The sequence below is a fragment of the Pontivivens marinum genome, from assembly GCF_900231835.1.
Taxonomy (GTDB): Bacteria; Pseudomonadota; Alphaproteobacteria; order Rhodobacterales; family Rhodobacteraceae; genus Pontivivens; species Pontivivens marinum.
Genome location: NZ_OCTN01000001.1, coordinates 744,117 through 761,597, shown reverse-complemented (window position 1 = coordinate 761,597; position 17,481 = coordinate 744,117). Strand labels below are relative to the sequence as shown.

Annotated in this window: 15 protein-coding genes; 14 read left to right on the top strand and 1 reads right to left on the bottom strand. The window is 59.7% G+C overall.

Annotation, left to right across the window (positions count from 1 at the left end; all coding sequences use genetic code 11):
- Window positions 1-38: 38 nt before the first annotated feature.
- Both murJ and CR254_RS03825 read left to right on the top strand, forming a co-directional pair.
- Window positions 39-1,577, top strand: a complete 1,539-nt coding sequence (murJ, locus tag CR254_RS03830; protein WP_097928464.1) for a murein biosynthesis integral membrane protein MurJ — start codon at window positions 39-41, stop codon at window positions 1,575-1,577.
- Window positions 1,574-2,554 (top strand): glycosyltransferase family 2 protein, encoded by a 981-nt coding sequence (locus tag CR254_RS03825; RefSeq protein WP_097928463.1) that lies wholly within the window; start codon window positions 1,574-1,576, stop codon window positions 2,552-2,554. The genes murJ and CR254_RS03825 overlap by 4 nt, the downstream gene beginning before the upstream one ends.
- Here CR254_RS03825 and CR254_RS03820 read toward each other — a convergent pair.
- Window positions 2,551-3,408 carry a DMT family transporter gene (locus tag CR254_RS03820; protein WP_097928462.1) on the bottom strand — a complete coding sequence of 286 codons (858 nt, stop codon included), beginning with the start codon at window positions 3,406-3,408 and terminating at the stop codon, window positions 2,551-2,553. The two genes, CR254_RS03825 and CR254_RS03820, sit on opposite strands and share 4 nt — an antisense overlap.
- Before the next feature lie 230 nt (window positions 3,409-3,638).
- Between CR254_RS03820 and CR254_RS03815 the strand changes: the two genes are divergently transcribed.
- From CR254_RS03815 to CR254_RS03760, 12 genes are all read left to right on the top strand, one after another.
- A complete protein-coding gene (locus CR254_RS03815; RefSeq protein WP_097928461.1) occupies window positions 3,639-4,994 on the top strand; it encodes an ABC transporter substrate-binding protein in 1,356 nt (451 codons plus the stop codon).
- Window positions 4,978-6,375: a carbohydrate ABC transporter permease gene (locus CR254_RS03810; protein ID WP_097928460.1), complete on the top strand. Its 1,398-nt coding sequence runs from the start codon at window positions 4,978-4,980 to the stop codon at window positions 6,373-6,375. Before CR254_RS03815 ends, CR254_RS03810 begins: the two co-directional genes overlap by 17 nt.
- A gap of 10 nt (window positions 6,376-6,385) precedes the next feature.
- The gene (locus CR254_RS03805) at window positions 6,386-7,210 is read left to right on the top strand and encodes a carbohydrate ABC transporter permease (RefSeq protein ID WP_097928890.1); all 825 of its coding nucleotides are present in this window, start codon (window positions 6,386-6,388) and stop codon (window positions 7,208-7,210) included.
- Window positions 7,210-8,274: an ABC transporter ATP-binding protein gene (locus CR254_RS03800; protein WP_097928459.1), complete on the top strand. Its 1,065-nt coding sequence runs from the start codon at window positions 7,210-7,212 to the stop codon at window positions 8,272-8,274. Before CR254_RS03805 ends, CR254_RS03800 begins: the two co-directional genes overlap by 1 nt.
- Window positions 8,271-9,719, top strand: coding sequence for a glycerophosphodiester phosphodiesterase (locus CR254_RS03795; protein WP_097928458.1), 1,449 nt, complete (start codon window positions 8,271-8,273; stop codon window positions 9,717-9,719). The genes CR254_RS03800 and CR254_RS03795 overlap by 4 nt, the downstream gene beginning before the upstream one ends.
- 2 nt (window positions 9,720-9,721) lie before the next feature.
- The gene (locus CR254_RS03790) at window positions 9,722-10,738 is read left to right on the top strand and encodes a LacI family DNA-binding transcriptional regulator (RefSeq protein WP_097928457.1); all 1,017 of its coding nucleotides are present in this window, start codon (window positions 9,722-9,724) and stop codon (window positions 10,736-10,738) included.
- Window positions 10,739-10,945: 207 nt separating this feature from the next.
- The gene (locus CR254_RS03785) at window positions 10,946-12,124 is read left to right on the top strand and encodes an aspartate aminotransferase family protein (protein WP_097928456.1); all 1,179 of its coding nucleotides are present in this window, start codon (window positions 10,946-10,948) and stop codon (window positions 12,122-12,124) included.
- Complete coding sequence (locus tag CR254_RS03780; protein ID WP_180955872.1) at window positions 12,114-12,632, top strand: GNAT family N-acetyltransferase; 519 nt, start codon at window positions 12,114-12,116, stop codon at window positions 12,630-12,632. Before CR254_RS03785 ends, CR254_RS03780 begins: the two co-directional genes overlap by 11 nt.
- Complete coding sequence (gene argF / locus CR254_RS03775) at window positions 12,629-13,552, top strand: ornithine carbamoyltransferase (RefSeq protein WP_097928454.1); 924 nt, start codon at window positions 12,629-12,631, stop codon at window positions 13,550-13,552. The genes CR254_RS03780 and argF overlap by 4 nt, the downstream gene beginning before the upstream one ends.
- Window positions 13,553-13,801: 249 nt before the next feature.
- Window positions 13,802-15,391, top strand: coding sequence for a peptide ABC transporter substrate-binding protein (locus tag CR254_RS03770; protein ID WP_097928453.1), 1,590 nt, complete (start codon window positions 13,802-13,804; stop codon window positions 15,389-15,391).
- Between the two features lie 58 nt (window positions 15,392-15,449).
- On the top strand, window positions 15,450-16,367 hold the full coding sequence (locus tag CR254_RS03765) for an ABC transporter permease subunit (RefSeq protein ID WP_097928889.1): 918 nt from the start codon (window positions 15,450-15,452) through the stop codon (window positions 16,365-16,367).
- Window positions 16,360-17,481 (top strand): ABC transporter permease, encoded by a 1,122-nt coding sequence (locus tag CR254_RS03760; RefSeq protein WP_097928452.1) that lies wholly within the window; start codon window positions 16,360-16,362, stop codon window positions 17,479-17,481. Before CR254_RS03765 ends, CR254_RS03760 begins: the two co-directional genes overlap by 8 nt.

The window sequence follows — 17,481 nt, the reverse complement described above, 5'->3', positions numbered from 1 at the left end:
TAGCGGTATCGAAGGGGGGAAACCCCCGGAGAGCCCCCATGAAGTCGATACGTCTATTATCTGCGTTCCTTACTGTTGGCGGGTGGACATTGGCGAGCAGGGTTCTGGGCTTTGTCCGGGATATCCTGATCGCGGCCTATCTGGGGGCCGGACCTGTGGCGGAGGCGTTCCTGATCGCCTTTTCACTGCCCAACATGTTTCGCCGCTTTTTCGCGGAGGGCGCGTTCAACACCGCCTTTGTGCCGATGTTTTCCAAAAAGCTGGAGCAGGATCGCGACGCCCTGACCTTTGCCCGCGATGCGTTTTCGGGGCTGGGCGGTGTGTTGATCGTGTTCACGTTGCTATCGCAATTGGCGATGCCGGGCTTGGTGATGCTGATGGCATCGGGTTTTGCGGGGGATGAGCGGTTCGATATGGCGGTCGATATGGGGCGAATTGTGTTCCCCTATATCCTGTTCATCTCGCTCGCGGCGCTGCTATCGGGTGTTCTGAACGCGATGGGGCGGTTTGCAGCGGCGGCGGCGGCGCCGGTGGTGTTGAACATTATTCTGATCGCGGCGGTTCTGATTGGCGCATCTATCGGCGCGGATATTGGCATGGCGCTGGCATGGGGAGTGCCGCTGGCGGGTATTGCCCAGATGGGCTTGATCTGGATAGCGGCCTCGCGCGCGGGGTTCCGCATTGTGCCGCGTCGCCCGCGCCTGACGCCTGAGTTGCGACGGTTGGCCGTGATCGCGCTGCCCGCCGCGCTGGCCGGTGGTGTGATGCAGGTGAACCTGTTGGTGGGGCGGCAAGTGGCGAGCTTTTTCGAGGGGGCGGTGGCCTATCTGAACTATGCAGATCGCCTGTATCAATTGCCGCTAGGCGTGGTTGGTATTGCGATTGGGGTTGTGCTGTTGCCGGACCTGTCGCGCCGTCTGGGTGCGGGGGATGCTGCGGGTGGGCGTGATGCGGTCAACCGTGCGGCGGAGTTTTCGCTGGCCTTGGCGGTGCCTGCGGCCATTGCGTTGATCGTGGTGCCATTGCCGTTGGTCGCGGTGTTGTTTCAGCGGGGCGCGTTTGAGTTTCGCGATGCCGCCCTGACCGCGCAGGCGGTTGCGGCCTATGGCTGGGGATTGCCGGCCTTTGTTTTGATCAAGGTAATCTCCCCCGTGTTTTTCGCGCGTGAGGATACGGTGACCCCGTTCCGGTTTGCCGTTGTTTCAATGGTGGTGAATGTGGTGGTGGCTGTGGCAGCGGCGCCGTGGCTGGGATTTTTGGCGGCGGCATGGGGCACGACGCTGGCGGCGTGGGTGAACTTTGCGTTGCTGTGGCGCGCGTCGCGGTCGTTTGGGGATGCGGTGAAGCTGGATCAGCGCTTGGTTCGGGCGGCGCCGCGGATTTTACTCTCGGCGGCGGTAATGGGCGTGCTGTTGGCTGGCTTGGTTCAGGCGTTGGGCTGGGTCATTGATTTGCCCGGTTGGCGTTATCCCGCGCTGTTCGGATTGGTGACGCTGGGCGCGGTCAGCTATGGCGCGCTGGCACTGGCGACCAAGGCGGTGACGCTGTCGGGCCTGCGTAAGGTCGTGCGCCGGTGAGGGTGCTTGCCATCATTTGCGTCAAGGATGAGGCGGCGGTCCTGACCGAGTGGCTGGCCCATCACCGTGCGATTGGTGTGACGGATGTGCTGGCCTTTTCAAACGATTGCTCGGACGGGACGGATGCGATGCTGGACCGGTTCGAGGCGTTGGGCCTGCTGACCCATCTGCGCGGGCGGGCAGGGCAGCGTGGGCCGCAATGGCGGGCCTTGCGTGAGGCGGCGGAGCATCCGTTAATGGCCGTGGCCGACTGGGTGATTTGCATCGATGTGGATGAGTTCATCAATCTGCGCGCGGGCAACCTGTCCGATCTGGTCGGCGCGGTGCCGCAGGCGGATTGCTTTGCCCTGACATGGCGGATGTTTGGATCGTCAGGGTTGCGGCATTACGAGGATTTGCCGGTGGCGCAGCGGTTTACGCATTGCGCGCCGGACCCGCTGAACTGGCCGTGGCGTTGCGCGATGATCAAGACGTTGTGGCGGCGCGGGGCGTATCAGCGGCCCGGTGTGCACCGCCCGATTGACGCGCAGGGGCCTGCGGTTTGGGTGGATGGCAACGGCGCAATCTTGCCTCCGCGATTTCAGGATCGGGGCGTTTATACCAATTACCTGAAGCCGTCCTATGGCTTGGTACAGTTGAACCACTATGCGCTGGGCGATGCGGAAAGCTTTGTCGTCAAGGCCGCACGGGGGCGGGCCAATCGTGAGGGATCACCAGCGGATGCTGGATATTGGGCTGAGCGGAACTTGAATCAGGTTGAGGATGCCTCGCTACAGATCGACATGGCGGAATTGATGGCGGATGCGGACATTGCGCGCCTGCATCAGCAGGGTGTTGCGTGGCGGCATGCCCGTGTGGATACGCTGCTGCGTGAGGATTGTTGGCGTGATTTATACACCCGCATCGTTATGGCAGGGGAAAGCCGTGCATGGACCGCTGAGGAGGCCCATGCGCTGATCGCCCGCGCCCGTAACTAGGCCGCGCGGGATTCCCGCCATGCCAGAACGCAGGCGGCGGACACGATGATGCCACCACCGATAAGGCTGATGACATCGGGGACGATGCCGAACAGCGCCAGATCCCACAGGGCCACCACGATCAAGGTTCCATAGAATAGCGGCATGACAAAGCTGGCATCGGCGGCGCGCAGGGCCTGAATGAAGCAGATCTGTGCGCTGACCACGCTCAACCCGACACCGGCCATGATTAGCCATTGCGCGCTGGTAGGCGTGACCCAGACAAAGGCGGCGGTGCTGATTGCCAGAATGCAGCCGATGGAATTGTTGATGAGCAGGATTTGGAAGGGCTTTTCCAACAGGGTCAGACGCTTGATCGCGATAACCTCGGCCCCCATAAAACATGCGGCGGCGAGTGCGACCAGCGCGGCGGGTTGTATGCCCGATGCGCCAGGGCGAATTAGCAACATTGCTCCCAGGAACGACACAGCCACCGATCCCCAACGCCAGCGGCCCGGACGCTCGCCCAAGAGGGGAATCGCCAACAGCATCGCAATCATCGGATTGAGGTAGCTGATCGCCGTCGCATCGGCCATTGGCATGCGGGCAACTGCAAAAAACATGCAGGTGATACCCGCCCAGCCGAACAATACGCGTAGGACGTGCAGGGGTATATTCGGGGCCACAATACGGGGGCGCAGGATGGCCGCCGCGATCCCTAAGGCGAGCAGGGCAAAGCCGAAACGGCCCGCGCTGATCTGGAACGCATGTAGGGAATTTTCGCCAGTTCCCAACAGCTTGGCCAATAGGGATGCCGTGCCCATGCAGGTGGCGGCGAATACCATCATGATCGCTGCGCGTGGCTTGTTCTGCATGGGGTGCTCCGTTTGAAAACATGCTTACGCCTGCCATGTCTATAGCGCAACTGTTCAGGTAATGTTCTGATTTTGTGTTGTGCGATTATGCACAAACTGTCGTCGATCTGTCGCACAACTACGGGAAAAGGGCGGCGTACAGACCGCTTTGGAAACCCTTTGCACAGGTGTGCATCGGCACCACTGCACACCTGTGCAAAGGAAAGATTTTCTCAGGATCGGGGACGATTATGACAATAACGACTACCTTTGTGCGCCGTGGCATTGCTGCTGCGTTGATGTCGAGCGTGGCCTTTGCTGCCTCCGCGCAGGATGTAACCATTACTGTCTGGGCCGGTGGTTCGGGCGAGGAATCGAACTATCGCACCGAAGCCATCGTCATGGCTGCCGACATCATGGAGCGTGAGGCCGCCATCCGTGGTGACGAGCTGAACATCACCATCGATGCGCAGTTGTGGAGCGGCTGGGAGGATTTCAAACAGGCGTTCTCGCTGGCATCCGAGGCAGGCAATGCCCCCCAGATCGTTGTTACCGGTCACGAGGATATCGGCACGTGGTCCAATGCGGGCCTGATCGTTCCGATCGAGGATTACGTCTATTTCGATAGCTGGCCGCTGAACTCGATCTATCCAAACCTGATCGATGTTGCGACGTATAACGGCCAGATCTGGGGCGTTCCGCAGGATGCCGAGGCGCGCGTTTTCTATTGGTCGATCCCCGCGCTGAAGGCCATCGGCTGGACCGACGCCGAAATCGACAGCTTGCCACAGCGGGTGCAGGACGGTGAATTCACGCTATACGACATGCTGGATGTTGCTGCTGCGATGCAGGATGCCGGTATTGTTGGTCCCGAGATGGGATTTGCGCCGCGTGTATCCAATGGCCCTGACTATTTGCAGTACTATCAGGCCTTTGGTGGTGAGATGCTGGATGCGGAAACCGGCAAGCTGTTGCTGGACACGCAGGCGCTGACCGACTGGTATCAGTTCTTTGCCGATGCGACAGAGATGGAGGTCGTCTCCGAAACCTATCTGGGCACGGAATGGGATGTCTGGCACCAGAACGTCGCCGCCGGTAATTACGGCACATGGCATGGTGGTACGTGGCATTATGCGCAGTGGGAGAATGGCTTCGGTCTGGAGGATTTCTTTGGCACGGTTCAGTACACGCTGTTCCCTGCCGGTAATGCGAATGGCCGCGCCAACTCCATCACGCACCCGCTGGTCTATCTGGTCGGGTCCGGCGCGACTGAAGATGAGGCAATGATCGCGGCTGAGCTGATCGCAACGGCATCGGAGCCGCGGATCAACGCGCTGCACGCTGTGAAATCGGCGCATCTGGGCATTTCCGAGGTTGAGTCCACTGTGCCGCTATACGCCGAGAACCGTTGGCTGACCGCCGCGTCCGAGCGTTTGGCACCCCATGCCAATGCAATCCCCAACGATCCTGATTTCGGTATCGTCTGGGATGCGATGTTCGAGGGGCTGGAGGCATCGTGGACTGGCGTGATGTCGGTTGAGGATGCTGTGGCCGAAGCCGAGGCAACTGTTACGCAGGCGCTGGGCGACAATGTCGTTGTCCGCTGATCTGTCAGGAACCAAGGGGGCGGTGCATGCGCATCGCCCTACTGGTACGGCCATGGCGCAGGATCGCGGCAGGCCCCGTGTCAGCCGCCTTGGCTTGATCCTCGTCGCGCCTGCCTTGTTCTTGCTGAGCTGTTTCTTTCTGGCGCCGGTTGTTCTGACAGGTGTTTTTGCGTTCACGAATATGTCCACCTCTACCGGTATCGGGGCGGGGGAATATGTGATCTCGCCTAACCTGCTGGACGATCTGGCCGATGCGGGCCTGTCCGAGGAGGTGGTCACAGCCATTTCCGCCGAGACTTATGAGATTACGCCCGACGGGATCGAGGCCGCCCGCGCCGGTGGTGTCAGCGCCGACTTCCTGCGCGATATCGAGGGACTCCTGCTGGGCGATGGTTTCGACACCGCACGTGGAATCGAGACGGCCCTGCGGGGTTTGCCATCAGCGCCGCGCAGTCCGCGCAGCCTAAAGCTGACCGCCGAATTTTTCGGGCATAGCGTGTTGAACCAACGCTTTGACAGCGCGCAGGAGCTGACGGAGGCCCTATCGCTGGCCGTGCCTGATGTGGATGCGGGTATCCGGTCCGAAATTGTCGGGGCCAGCTATACCGGTGCCATCTACACGACCGAGAATTTTACCTATCTGGCGACGCAGCCCTCCACCATGCGGTTGGTGGCGAATACCGTGATTTACGTGGGCGCAACGCTGTCGATTTTTAACGTCGGGCTGGGGCTGTTTCTGGCGATCACGCTGTTCTACATGCCCAAGCGGGTTTCGTCGTTTTACAGCACGCTATGGCTGTTGCCGCGTATCACGCCACTGGTTCTGTATACGATCATGTGGAAGTGGTTCACGTGGGAGGACGGCTTTCTGCCCTTGCTGGCCGAACAATTGGGCCTGCCCGCGTTTAACTATATGAAGGGGTCGGTGATAACCGCGTGGATGACCATGATTTCGGTCAACGGGTTTGTCGGCGCATCCTTTGGCCTGATCCTGTTTTCCGGTGCGATCCGCGCGATCCCGACACAACAGCTATGGGCGTCCGAGGTGGATGGCGCGACCCGTTGGCAGCAGATCCGGCGGATTATCCTGCCGCAGATGCGGTGGCCGATCCTGTTTGTGGTGTCCTACCAGACGCTGTCGCTGCTGTCCTCATACGAGTCGATCTGGCTGACCACCAATGGCGGGCCGGGCAAGACGACAACGGTTTGGGCGCTGGAGGCGTTCAAGACCGCATTGTCCAGCTATACCGGCAATCTGGAATACGGATTGGGGGCTGCTATGGCCTTGGTTCTGGTCGTGGTCGGGTTGGCATTGTCGATCATCTATCTGATGGCGTTCAAGTTCGGTGAACTGGTCGGCCGCCCGCGTATCGAGTTCTGAGGGGGCCATGATGACACGCAATTTCTCAACCATTCCGTTTATCATTGTCATCACCTTGATAAGCATGCCGTTGATGGTGATGTACGGGTTTCTGATCCTCGACACCTTTACCGACGCACCGGCGGGTGAGTTATGGCCGGACCGGTTCACGCTGAAACATTGGCGGTTCCTGTATGATTTTTCCGAGGTGGGGAATGTCTGGGTCGCGACCTTTAACAGCCTGACACTGGCCGTTTCGATGGCGGTGATCGTGTTGTCGGTATCGTCCACGGCGGCGTATGCGATTTCGCGGCTGCACCTGCCGTTTCGCCGGTTTTTTCTGGCGGGCATTCTGGTGATGCATGCTTTTCCAGCGGTCACATTGCTGATCGGGACGTTTTTCGTGCTGAATTTCAGCGGGCTATATAACACGATGATCGGGGTCATTCTGGTCAAGGCCTCGCTGTTGCTGCCCTTTGGTATTTGGATCATGAAGGGGTTTTACGACACCGTCCCGTGGGAGATCGAGATGGCCGGCGTGCAGGATGGTGCCAGTCGTTTCACGGTCTGGCGGCGGCTGATCCTGCCACAGGTAAAGCCGGGTCTGGTGGCGCTGGGGGTTTTTGCTTTCCTCGACGGATGGGGCGAATACCTGCTGCCCAGCATTCTGGCCCCTGGATCGGACATGCAGGTTTTGTCCATATTCCTCAACGATTTGATCGCGGCGGAGCGGGTCGGGTATGACTTCAACCTGTTTAAGTCCGTCGGCGTTTTCTACACCCTTCCGGTGGTTGTCCTGTTTGTGATTTTCCAGAACCGGCTCATGAACATTTTTGGCGGAGGCACGAAAGGCTGATGCAACTCGAACTCGAAAACTTCACCAAGTGTTTTGACGGCACGCCCGTGATCGAAAATCTGAACCTGACGGTGGGGGATGGCGAAATGCTGGCTCTGCTGGGGCCGTCGGGATGTGGTAAATCCACGACCCTGTTCGCCATTGCGGGGATTTACCGCGCGGATGGCGGGCGCATTCTGTTTGGCGATCGCGACATGTCGGACCTGCCATCGCAGCGGCGCAATGTCGGCGTGGTGTTCCAGAATTACGCGCTGTACCCGCATATGACGGTGGCCGAAAACATCGCCTTTCCCCTGACGGTGGGTAAAAAACGCCCCCCCGCTGCGGAGGTGGATCGCAAGGTGCGTGAAATCGCGGAGCTGATCCATATCGAGGAATTGCTGGCGCGTCGCCCCGCGCAATTATCGGGGGGGCAGCAGCAGCGTGTTGCCCTTGCCCGTGCCATTGTGCGCCGTCCCGATGTGCTGCTGTTTGATGAGCCGCTGGCCAATCTGGATGCCAAACTGCGGTTGGAGATGCGCTCCGAAATCCGGCGTATCCAGTTGGAGACGGGCATCACCGCGATCCTCGTGACCCACGATCAGGTTGAGGCGATGTCGATGTGCGACCGCGTGGCGATCATGGATAAGGGTAAAATTCTGCAAACGGCCTCGCCCACACAGATGTACCGCGCGCCGGTGAACAAGTTCGTTGCGGGCTTTCTGGGCAACCCTCCGATTGTGTTTATGGACGGCGTTGTTGCGGCGGATGGCATGTTCCAGATGGGGCAGGGATTTACGCTGCCCTTGCCTGCCCATGTGCGTGGGTTGCCCCTTGGGCAGGTGATCACGCTGGGTCTGCGGCCCGAACATTTCGGCGGCGCGGGGGCTGGCATGGCGTCTGGGCGGGTTAGCTTTGTCGAGCCGCAGGGCCGTGAAACCCTGTTCGATGTGGACGTCGCGCCGGGGGTTACCCTGCGCTCGATCCAACCCATGCGTGAGGATGTGCGCCTGGGCGATACCGTCAACTGGGCCGTGGATGTGGAAAATATGCTGGCCTTTGATGCCAACGGGGACCGGTTGTGAGGGCCTCGCTACGCTATCCATGGCCCAGCCGCGCGGATGGTCGCCCGCTTTGCATTGCCCATCGCGGGGCGTCCGCCCATGCGCGTGAAGCAACGCCGTTGGCCTATGAGTTCGCGGCCGATCTGGGCGCGAATATGTGGGAGGTTGATATCTGGCTAACCGCAGATGGGGTGCCAGTGGTGTGCCACGATCCCGTTGTGCAGGGTGCGGATGGTTTGTTGGAGGTTGCGCAGACACCCTTGGCGCAATTGCAAGCGTCCTGCCCCGACCTGCCGACATTGGCGCAAACGGTGTGTCGTGCCATTGCGCTGGGACAGGCGCTGTATCTGGATATCAAGGCACCAAATGCCGGTTCGGCCTGTATGGCGGTTCTGGCTGAGGTGGAGTTCACCGCCGCCGCATTGGGCGCGTTTGATGATGCGGAGGCTCGCGCCCTGATCGCCGCCGCATGTCCGTGGCCCGTGACCGTTCTGGTGCGGTTGGGCGAGGATCCCTTTGCCCGCGCGCAGGCGACAGGTGCTGATATTATCCATCTGTGCTGGGAGCATGGCGGCCCCCGTCCGCAGGATCTGGTCACGCCGGAATTGCAAGCGCAGGCGCAGCAGCAGGGTCTGGGCATTGTGCTGTGGCATGAGGAGCGGGCCGAGGTGTTGGCTGATCTGGTCCGGCTGCCTGTCTTGGGCATTTGCACGGATAATCCCGAAATGCTGGGCGGGTTTCACGCGATGCCAGTTGAGGAGCGTGGCATCGAGGTGGTTTGCCATCGCGGTATCAATCACATCGCGCCGGAGAACACGCTGGAATCGGCACTTCTGACCTATCGGATGGGCTGTGACTGGCTGGAGCTGGATGTGCGCCTGACCGCTGACGGGCAGATTGTGGTGATCCATGATGAGACGCTGGACCGCACCACCAACCTGTCAGGGCGGGTTGGTGACCATACGCTGGACCTGATCAGGCAGGCGGATGCGGGTAGCTGGAAATCCCCCCATTGGGCGGGCGCAAAGGTGCCGACATTGGCCGAGGCGATTGCCCTGTGTCAGCAGCACGGCAAGCGGATGTATATCGAGAATAAGGACGTGCCGACCCAAATCCTGCTGGATGCGGTGATCGCGCAGGATTTCCTGCGCGACTGTTTTTTCTGGTCTGGTAACCCGATGCTGCAACTGGAAATGCGGCAGTTATCAACGGATGCGAATATCAAATCCAACATCGTTCATCACGGCAGTTTCGACGCGATGGTCGCCACGATGGCCCCGCAGATATGCGAGATCGATCTGGAGCGCTGGGCGGACGAGGCCCCGCTATGCCGTGCGAACGGGATCGTGCCGATGCTGAAATATTTTGGCAGCGATGTTGATGTCTTTGCGATGATTGCCAAAATGCGGCCCGAGATGATCAACCTTGATCGGGCGGATTTGCTGCTGGCGGCGCTAAAGGCGTAATTATGATCCATAAACATGCCAATGCGACCGATGTTGCGAACCTTGCCGGTGTTTCGCGATCTGCTGTCAGCCGTACCTTTACCGAGGGGGCGAGTGTTTCGCCTGAAACACGGGCCAAGGTGATGGAGGCCGCCGAGGAGCTGGGCTATCGCGTCAACTTTCTGGCACGCAGCCTGATCCGGCAACGATCCGAGCTGGTGGCGCTCGTGGTGTCGGATATGGATCATTCCTTTCGCGCCGCGCTGGTAGATTTGCTGTCACGCAAGCTGGTGGCGAAGGGATTTCGCCCCGTTCTGTTACCGTGGAGCGAGGGCGACGAGCCGCGGCAGCTGATCGACATGATGCTGCAATACAACCTGTCCGGCGCCATCGTGACATCGGATACCCCCCCTGCCGAGATTGCAGCGGATGCGGCGCGGCATGGTGTGCCCCTGGTTCTGGTGAACAAGGCCTCGGTCGATAGTCGTGTGGCGCATGTGAATCAGGACGCGGATGCGGCGGGCCATTTGGCGGCGATGGCGTTGTTCGAGGCTGGATGCCAGAACATCGTCTATGCGGGGCAGGCGCGACCGTCCTTTTCCATTGATAGCAGGCGCGCCTCCTTTCTGATGGCGGTGGCCACGTTGGGCATGACCCATCGCAGTACGGTGACGGGCGGCGCGCAAAACCATGCGGGCGGTATGCGGGCCGCGCAGGCATTTCTGGAGCAGGGCATCGCGGCAGACGGGGTGTATTGCTGCAACGACTTCTTTGCCTTGGGGTTTCTGGATGGATTGCGGGGCAGTGGCATTCGTGTGCCACATGATCTGGCCATAGTTGGCTGTGATGATATTGTTGAGGCAAGCTGGCCCGCCTATGACCTGACCAGCGTTCGGCAGGACACGGATGAGATCGCCGAGGCCTGTATGCGCGCGCTGGCCGACCGGATCGCCGATCCGCACAGCATCGCCCCGCGCATTTTAACGGAAAGCACGCTGGTGCGGCGTGGGTCCACCGCGCGTAAATTGCTGGGCGGATAGCGGGCATCCGCCATGTTGTGCGGGTAAATCGGTGGGTTTGACCTGAAATCGCATCCTGATTTTTACTAATTTCATCCTGCTGGCGGGTAATCTGCGCGTTTTCGTTGACTTGCGGCTGTGTGGTTCGGATAAACGCAGCTTCCGCATTAGCTTGGCTGGAGCTGTGCGGTCGTATTTTTCCAGCCGGTGATCTTGAGGAGTAACGATGTGATCACGCCCGTATTGCCAACCTATGCACGGGCACCGCTTTCCTTTGTGGAAGGTGAGGGCCCTTGGCTGAAGACCGAAGATGGAACGCGCTATCTGGACATGGGGGCAGGCATCGCCGTTGCCTCGCTGGGCCATGCGCATCCACGTCTTGTCGAGGCATTGGAAACGCAGGCGCGACGATTGTGGCACACGTCCAACCTCTATGAAATTCCGAACCAGACGCGGCTTGCCGAAATGCTGATCGAGAGCAGCTTTGCCGACACCGTCTTTTTCACCAATTCGGGAACCGAGGCGACCGAGGCTGCCGTGAAAATGGCGCGCAAGTACCATTCGGTTAAGGAAACCGGCCGGTTTGAGATCATCACCTTTAATGGGTCGTTTCACGGACGGACATTGGGCATGATTTCTGCCGCTGGTGCGGAAAAGCTGACCAAGGGCTTTGGCCCGCTGCTGCCCGGTTTTGTTCACGTGGATTACGGTGATGACGCAGCATTGCATGCCGCGATCAACGAGCGCACCGCCGCAATCATGGTTGAGCCCGTGCAGGGTGAGGGCGGTATCGTTCCGATCCCTGATGAGGCGCTGCGTGCCCTGCGGACCCTGTGTGATGAGCAGGGCATCCTGCTGATCTATGACGAAATCCAGTGCGGTATGGGCCGGACGGGCAAGCTGTTTGCCCATGAATGGTCGGGCGCCACGCCGGATATTATGGCTGTGGCCAAGGGCATTGGCGGTGGTTTCCCGCTGGGCGCGTGCTTGGCGACGGAGGAAGCGGCAAGCGGCATGGTCGCAGGCACCCATGGCACCACCTATGGTGGCAACCCGCTGGCTTGTGCCGTTGGTTGCGCCGTGATGGAGGTAATGGGCGAGGATGGCTTCCTCGAAAATGTCAGTCGCGTCGCGGGGCATATGCGACAGGGGCTGGACAGTCTGGTCGCCCGCTATCCCGATGTGTTCGAGCTGGTCCGTGGGTCCGGCCTGATGATCGGCGTCAAATGCGTGGTTCCAAACATGGACGTCGTGAATGCAGGTTATGATCACAAGCTGCTGACGGTGCCCGGTGGGGATAACGTGATCCGCATCCTGCCACCGCTGAACATCACAACCGATGATGTGGATGAGGCGCTGCGCCGGCTTGAGGGGGCTGCGGCGGATATTTCGGGTCGTGCGGCCTGAATATCACTTCGTTCCGGTGGTGCGCGCGGATTATCCGCTGATTTCGTACTGGCTGCGCCAACCCCATATCGGCGGTTGGTGGGGCGCGCCGGAACATGAGATCGCCCTGATTGAGAAAGATTTCGGTCAGGGCAAAACAGATATGCGGATGGTCTGGTATCGCGGCCATGCTTTCGCCTACGCTCAGGATTGGGATGTAGGGCAAGAGGACGCGCCGCACTACGCCCACCTGCCACGGGGCAGTCGGGGGCTGGACACGTTTCTGGGCGATCCGGCCTATTTGGGACAGGGCCATGCGGCGCGGTATTTACGGGTGCGGGCGCAATGCTTGATTGCGGCGGGCGCGCCCTGTGTAGCAGTTGATCCCGATCCGGCAAATGTTCGGGCCGTGGCAACCTATAAGAAGGCCGGTTTCGCGGGCGATCTGATTGCGCTGTGTCAGGATGGGGACCCGGTGCAAGTGATGACATTCCAAGGGGGGAAGGCCTCCGGAAGGACTGAGACATGAGACATTTCCTCGATCTGCACATGACGGATGCAGGTGAGTTGCGCGGTATGATCGACGATGCGCGTGCCGTTAAGGAGGCCCGCGCAGGTTTGCCCAAGGGCACACCAGACGCCGAGCAGCCGTTAAAGGATCGCATGGTTGCGCTGATTTTTGAAAAGCCATCCACGCGCACGCGCACCTCGTTCGATCTGGGCGTGCGTCAGATGGGTGGTCAGACGATGGTGCTGACCGGTGCAGAGATGCAGTTGGGCCATGGGGAGAGCATCGCGGATACTGCGCGTGTGTTGAGCCGCTATGTTGACCTGATCATGATCCGCACCTTTGCCGAGGAAACTCTGCTGGAAATGGCGGAATATGCCAGCGTTCCGGTCATTAACGGCCTGACCGATCGCACGCATCCGTGCCAGATCATGGCGGATATCCTGACCTTTGAGGAGCATCGCGGTCCGATCAAGGGCAAGCGGGTGGTCTGGGCCGGTGACGGGAACAATGTCTGCGCGTCGTTCCTGCATGCGGCGGGGCAGTTCGGGTTCGACTTTACCTTTGCCGGACCCGAGGCGCTGGATCCTGAATCGGAGGCAGTTGCCTTTGCCCGCGCGCAGGGTGTGAACGTAACGATTGAGCGTGACGCGATGAAGGCGGTCGAGGGTGCCGATCTGATCGTTGCAGATACGTGGCTATCCATGCATGACGCCGATGATGCGCGGGACCGCCGCCACAATCTGTTGCAGCCCTATCAGGTGAACGAGCATCTGATGCAGCAGGCCGGATCGCAGGCATTGTTCATGCACTGCCTGCCTGCGCACCGTGGTGAAGAAGTGACCAATGCCGTTATGGATGGCCCGCAATCGGTCGTCTTTGACGAGGCGGAAAACCGTGTGCATGCGCAAAAAGCCGTGTTGAAATGGTGCCTTGCCTGACATTCGGCGCATAGCCTATCCAACATTTGTATGAACGAGCGGGGAGCGTGAAGAAATTCACGCTCTTTTTGCATTTATTGCGCGGGGTTGGCGGTTCTTAGCGAATTTATGCGCGTGATGATGGCTTTGTGGATGTTTCATGCTGTCGGGTGAATATCCGGCAGCGTCACGGCAAATTCACATTGCTTGCAACGTATTCGGGTTTGGGTCAGCCTTTTGAGAGGTAAAAACAACTATAGGGAGAATACCATGCCTCGCACCCTTCTGCGCACTGCCGCGCTGACATCTGTTCTGGCGCTGACGATCGGGTCGCAAGCCCTTGCCCAGACCTATTTCCGTGGCTCTGACGGCGATCCTGAAACGCTGGACCAGCATAAAACATCCACCGTTGTTGAGGCGAACCTGCTGCGCGATATGTTCGAGGGGCTGGTGACCCTTGATTCCACCGCGCAGGTGGTGCCCGGCGTTGCGATGGAATGGGACGTGTCGCTGGACGGTCTGACCTATACATTCGACCTGCGCGATGATGCGAAATGGTCCAATGGCGATCCTGTTGTGGCCGGCGATTTTGTATACTCGCTGCACCGCATCATGAATCCTGAAACCGGCGCGAAATATGCCAGCATCCTGTACCCGATCAAAAACGCCGAGGCGATCAATTCGGGTGAGATGGACATTGATGCATTGGGCGTCGTGGCGCTGGATGATCATACGCTGCAAATCACCCTGCAACAGCCGACTCCGTTCTTTCTGGAGCTGCTGACCCACCAGACCGGTTTGCCGGTACACCCTGCCACGGTTGAGGAGTTCGGTTCGGATTTCGTACAGCCGGAAAACCACGTCTCGAACGGGGCCTATACGCTGGAAAGCTTCTCGCTGGGCGATAGCATTGTCCTGACCAAGAACCCTGAATTCCACGACGCTGAAAATGTCGCGATTGAAACCGTGCAGTTCCTGCCGTTCGAGGACCGCGCCACCTGTGTGCGCCGTTGGGAAGCGGGCGAAGTGCATTCCTGTTCCGACCTGCCAGCCGAGGATATTGGCCGTCTGGAATCGGAATATGGCGATGCAGTGCATGTCGCGGCTTATCTGGGCACGTATTATTACTCGGTGAATACCACACGCGAACCGTTCGGTGATGCGCGCGTTCGTCAGGCCATGTCGATGGTGATCGACCGTGAATTCCTGGCGGACGAGATTTTCGGCGGAACGATGGTTCCTGCGGAAAGCTTCGTGCCGACAGGTATCAGCAACTATGTTGAGGATGCGCCGCGCTTCGAATGGGCGGATATGTCCATGCTGGATCGTGAGGATGCCGCCATCGCCTTGATGGAGGAGGCCGGTTACGGTCCCGACAACCCTGTCACGGTCGAGATTGCGTATAACACCTCGGAAAACCACAGGAATGCGGCCACCGCGATTGCGGATATGTGGTCGGTTCTGGGGATCGAGGTCACGTATAACGTACGCGACGCATCCGCCCACTATGCCAACCTGCGCGACGAGAAGGATTTCGATGTCGCACGAGCTGGCTGGATCGGGGATTACTCCGATCCGCAGAACTTCCTGTTCCTCGTGGAATCCGACAATGACGGGTTCAACTATCCGGCCTATATGAACCCCGAATATGATGCGCTGATGGATGATGCCGCAGCGGAAACCGATCTGGCGGCGCGGGCTGAAATCCTCGCCGATGCGGAGCGGATGTTCCTGCGGGATAACCCACAGCTTGCCCTGCTGTATTATTCCTCGCGTTCGATGGTGTCCGAGGCGCTGATCGGTTGGGAGGATAACCTGCTGAACGTGCACCCGACACGTTTCATGAGCATCGCTGAATAAGGCGATCCCCGTGCCGCCCCTATCGTGGGGCGGCACATTCCAATTCGGGCGTTATCACATGCTTTCCTATGCAATTCGGCGTCTGCTGGGCGCCATTCCGACCTTGTTTTTCATCGTTACGGCGGCGTTTTTCATGATGCGCGTAGCCCCCGGTGGGCCGTTCGATCAGGAGCGCGCATTAGAGGCCACGGTGTTGGCCAATCTGAACGCGACCTTCGGTCTGGACCAACCGTTATGGCGGCAATATCTGATCTATCTGGGCAATTTGGCACAGGGTGATATGGGCCCCAGCTTTGTCTATCGTGACCTGAAGGTGCACGAGATTCTGGCGATCGGTCTGCCCGTGTCGATGAAGCTGGGCGGCATGGCGCTGGCCCTTGCGATGGTTGTCGGATCGGCATTGGGGTCGGTGGCTGCGCTGCGGCAAAACTCGGCAGTGGATTACGGGGTGATCGCGATTGCGACCTTTGGCATCACGATCCCCAATTTCGTGGTGGCGCCGGTGCTGCTGCTGGTTTTCGCGCTATATTTCGATTTCTTTCCTGCGGGCGGTTTGACCCAATGGCAAAGCTATATCTTGCCGGTGATCGCGCTGGCCCTGCCGCAAATCGCGGTGGTTGCGCGCCTGATCCGCGGCGCAATGATCGAGGCATTGCGGTCCGATCATGTACGCACGGCGCGGGCCTATGGCCTGCCGACGCGGATGATTGTGATCAAGCACGCCCTGCGCGCCGCCTGCCTGCCTGCGATCAGTTACATGGGACCAGCGGCGGCGGCATTGCTGACCGGTTCTATCGTGATCGAGCAGATTTTCGGTATTCCGGGCATTGGCCGCTATTTCGTGCAGGGCGCGCTGAACCGCGACTACACGCTGGTGATGGGAACGGTGATTGTGGTCGCCCTGTTCGTGGTGGTTTTCAACCTGATCGTTGACCTGCTTTACGCCGTACTGGACCCAAGGGTGCGTTATGACTGACATGATGGTGAACGAGGCGGCGGTGAAATCCCGCTCGCTGTGGCAAATGGCGGTGATCCGGTTGCGGCGCAATCGGGCGGCAATGCTGTCGATCTTTGCTCTGGGGTTTCTGGGGCTGTGCGGGATTTTCGGGCCGATGGTCGCCCCCCATGATTATGCGGAGGTTTACCCCGCCTATGTAAAGGTGCCCGCGTCGATCAGCGCCTATCCCCGCGCCGAGGAGGTTGTCCCCGAGGCGGAGAGCGCGCTGCGCCGTGCCCGTCTGGATCTGGAACTGGTTGAAGTGAATGGCGAAACGCTGACGGTTATCGGCACCTCGGAACGGGGTGTGGATGCGCGGGTGACACGCTATCTGGACCGGTCCGATCTGTTCACCAATGCCCGCGTGGTTACGCTGGCCGAGGATGGATCGCGGATCGAGATGCAGGCGGATGTGGACCGGTTATATTTCCTGTTCGGCACAGATGCGAACGGGCGCGACCTGTTCAGCAGGGTGCTGATTTCGCTGCGGGTCTCGCTGATGATCGGTCTGTTGGCGGCGGGCGTCGCGCTGGTCATCGGGGTGCTATACGGCGCGACGGCCGGGTTTCTGGGCGGGCGGATCGACAACATGATGATGCGCATTGTGGATGTGTTGTATTCGCTGCCGTTTATTTTCTTTGTGATCCTGCTGGTGGTGTTTTTCGGGCGGAATGTGGTTCTGATGTTCATCGCCGTGGGTTGTGTCGAGTGGCTGGACATGGCGCGGATTGTGCGGGGACAAACCCTGTCCCTGCGCCGCCGTGAATTTGTGCAAGCGGCGGAGGCATTGGGCGTCGGGTCCGGTGCGATCCTGAAACGGCACATCATTCCCAACACGTTGGGCACGGTAATCATCTATATGACGCTGCTGATCCCCAAGGTGATCCTGCTGGAAAGCTTCCTGTCGTTTCTGGGGTTGGGCGTGCAGGAGCCGCTGACCTCGCTGGGGGTTCTGATTTCCGAGGGGGCGAAGAACATGCAGAACGCGCCGGATATGCTGATCTTCCCTGCGGTGACGCTGACAGTGCTGCTATTTGCGTTGAATTTCCTGGGCGATGGCCTGCGTGATGCGCTTGACCCGAAGGACCGGTGA

Coding starts and splice junctions, on each gene's coding strand:
- murJ (WP_097928464.1), top strand. CDS start 39: ATGAAGTCGATACGTCTATTATCTGCGTTCCTTACTGTTGGCGGGTGG.
- CR254_RS03820 (WP_097928462.1), bottom strand. CDS start 3,408: ATGCAGAACAAGCCACGCGCAGCGATCATGATGGTATTCGCCGCCACC.
- CR254_RS03815 (WP_097928461.1), top strand. CDS start 3,639: ATGACAATAACGACTACCTTTGTGCGCCGTGGCATTGCTGCTGCGTTG.
- CR254_RS03810 (WP_097928460.1), top strand. CDS start 4,978: ATGTCGTTGTCCGCTGATCTGTCAGGAACCAAGGGGGCGGTGCATGCG.
- CR254_RS03805 (WP_097928890.1), top strand. CDS start 6,386: ATGACACGCAATTTCTCAACCATTCCGTTTATCATTGTCATCACCTTG.
- CR254_RS03800 (WP_097928459.1), top strand. CDS start 7,210: ATGCAACTCGAACTCGAAAACTTCACCAAGTGTTTTGACGGCACGCCC.
- CR254_RS03790 (WP_097928457.1), top strand. CDS start 9,722: ATGATCCATAAACATGCCAATGCGACCGATGTTGCGAACCTTGCCGGT.
- argF (WP_097928454.1), top strand. CDS start 12,629: ATGAGACATTTCCTCGATCTGCACATGACGGATGCAGGTGAGTTGCGC.
- CR254_RS03770 (WP_097928453.1), top strand. CDS start 13,802: ATGCCTCGCACCCTTCTGCGCACTGCCGCGCTGACATCTGTTCTGGCG.
- CR254_RS03765 (WP_097928889.1), top strand. CDS start 15,450: ATGCTTTCCTATGCAATTCGGCGTCTGCTGGGCGCCATTCCGACCTTG.
- CR254_RS03760 (WP_097928452.1), top strand. CDS start 16,360: ATGACTGACATGATGGTGAACGAGGCGGCGGTGAAATCCCGCTCGCTG.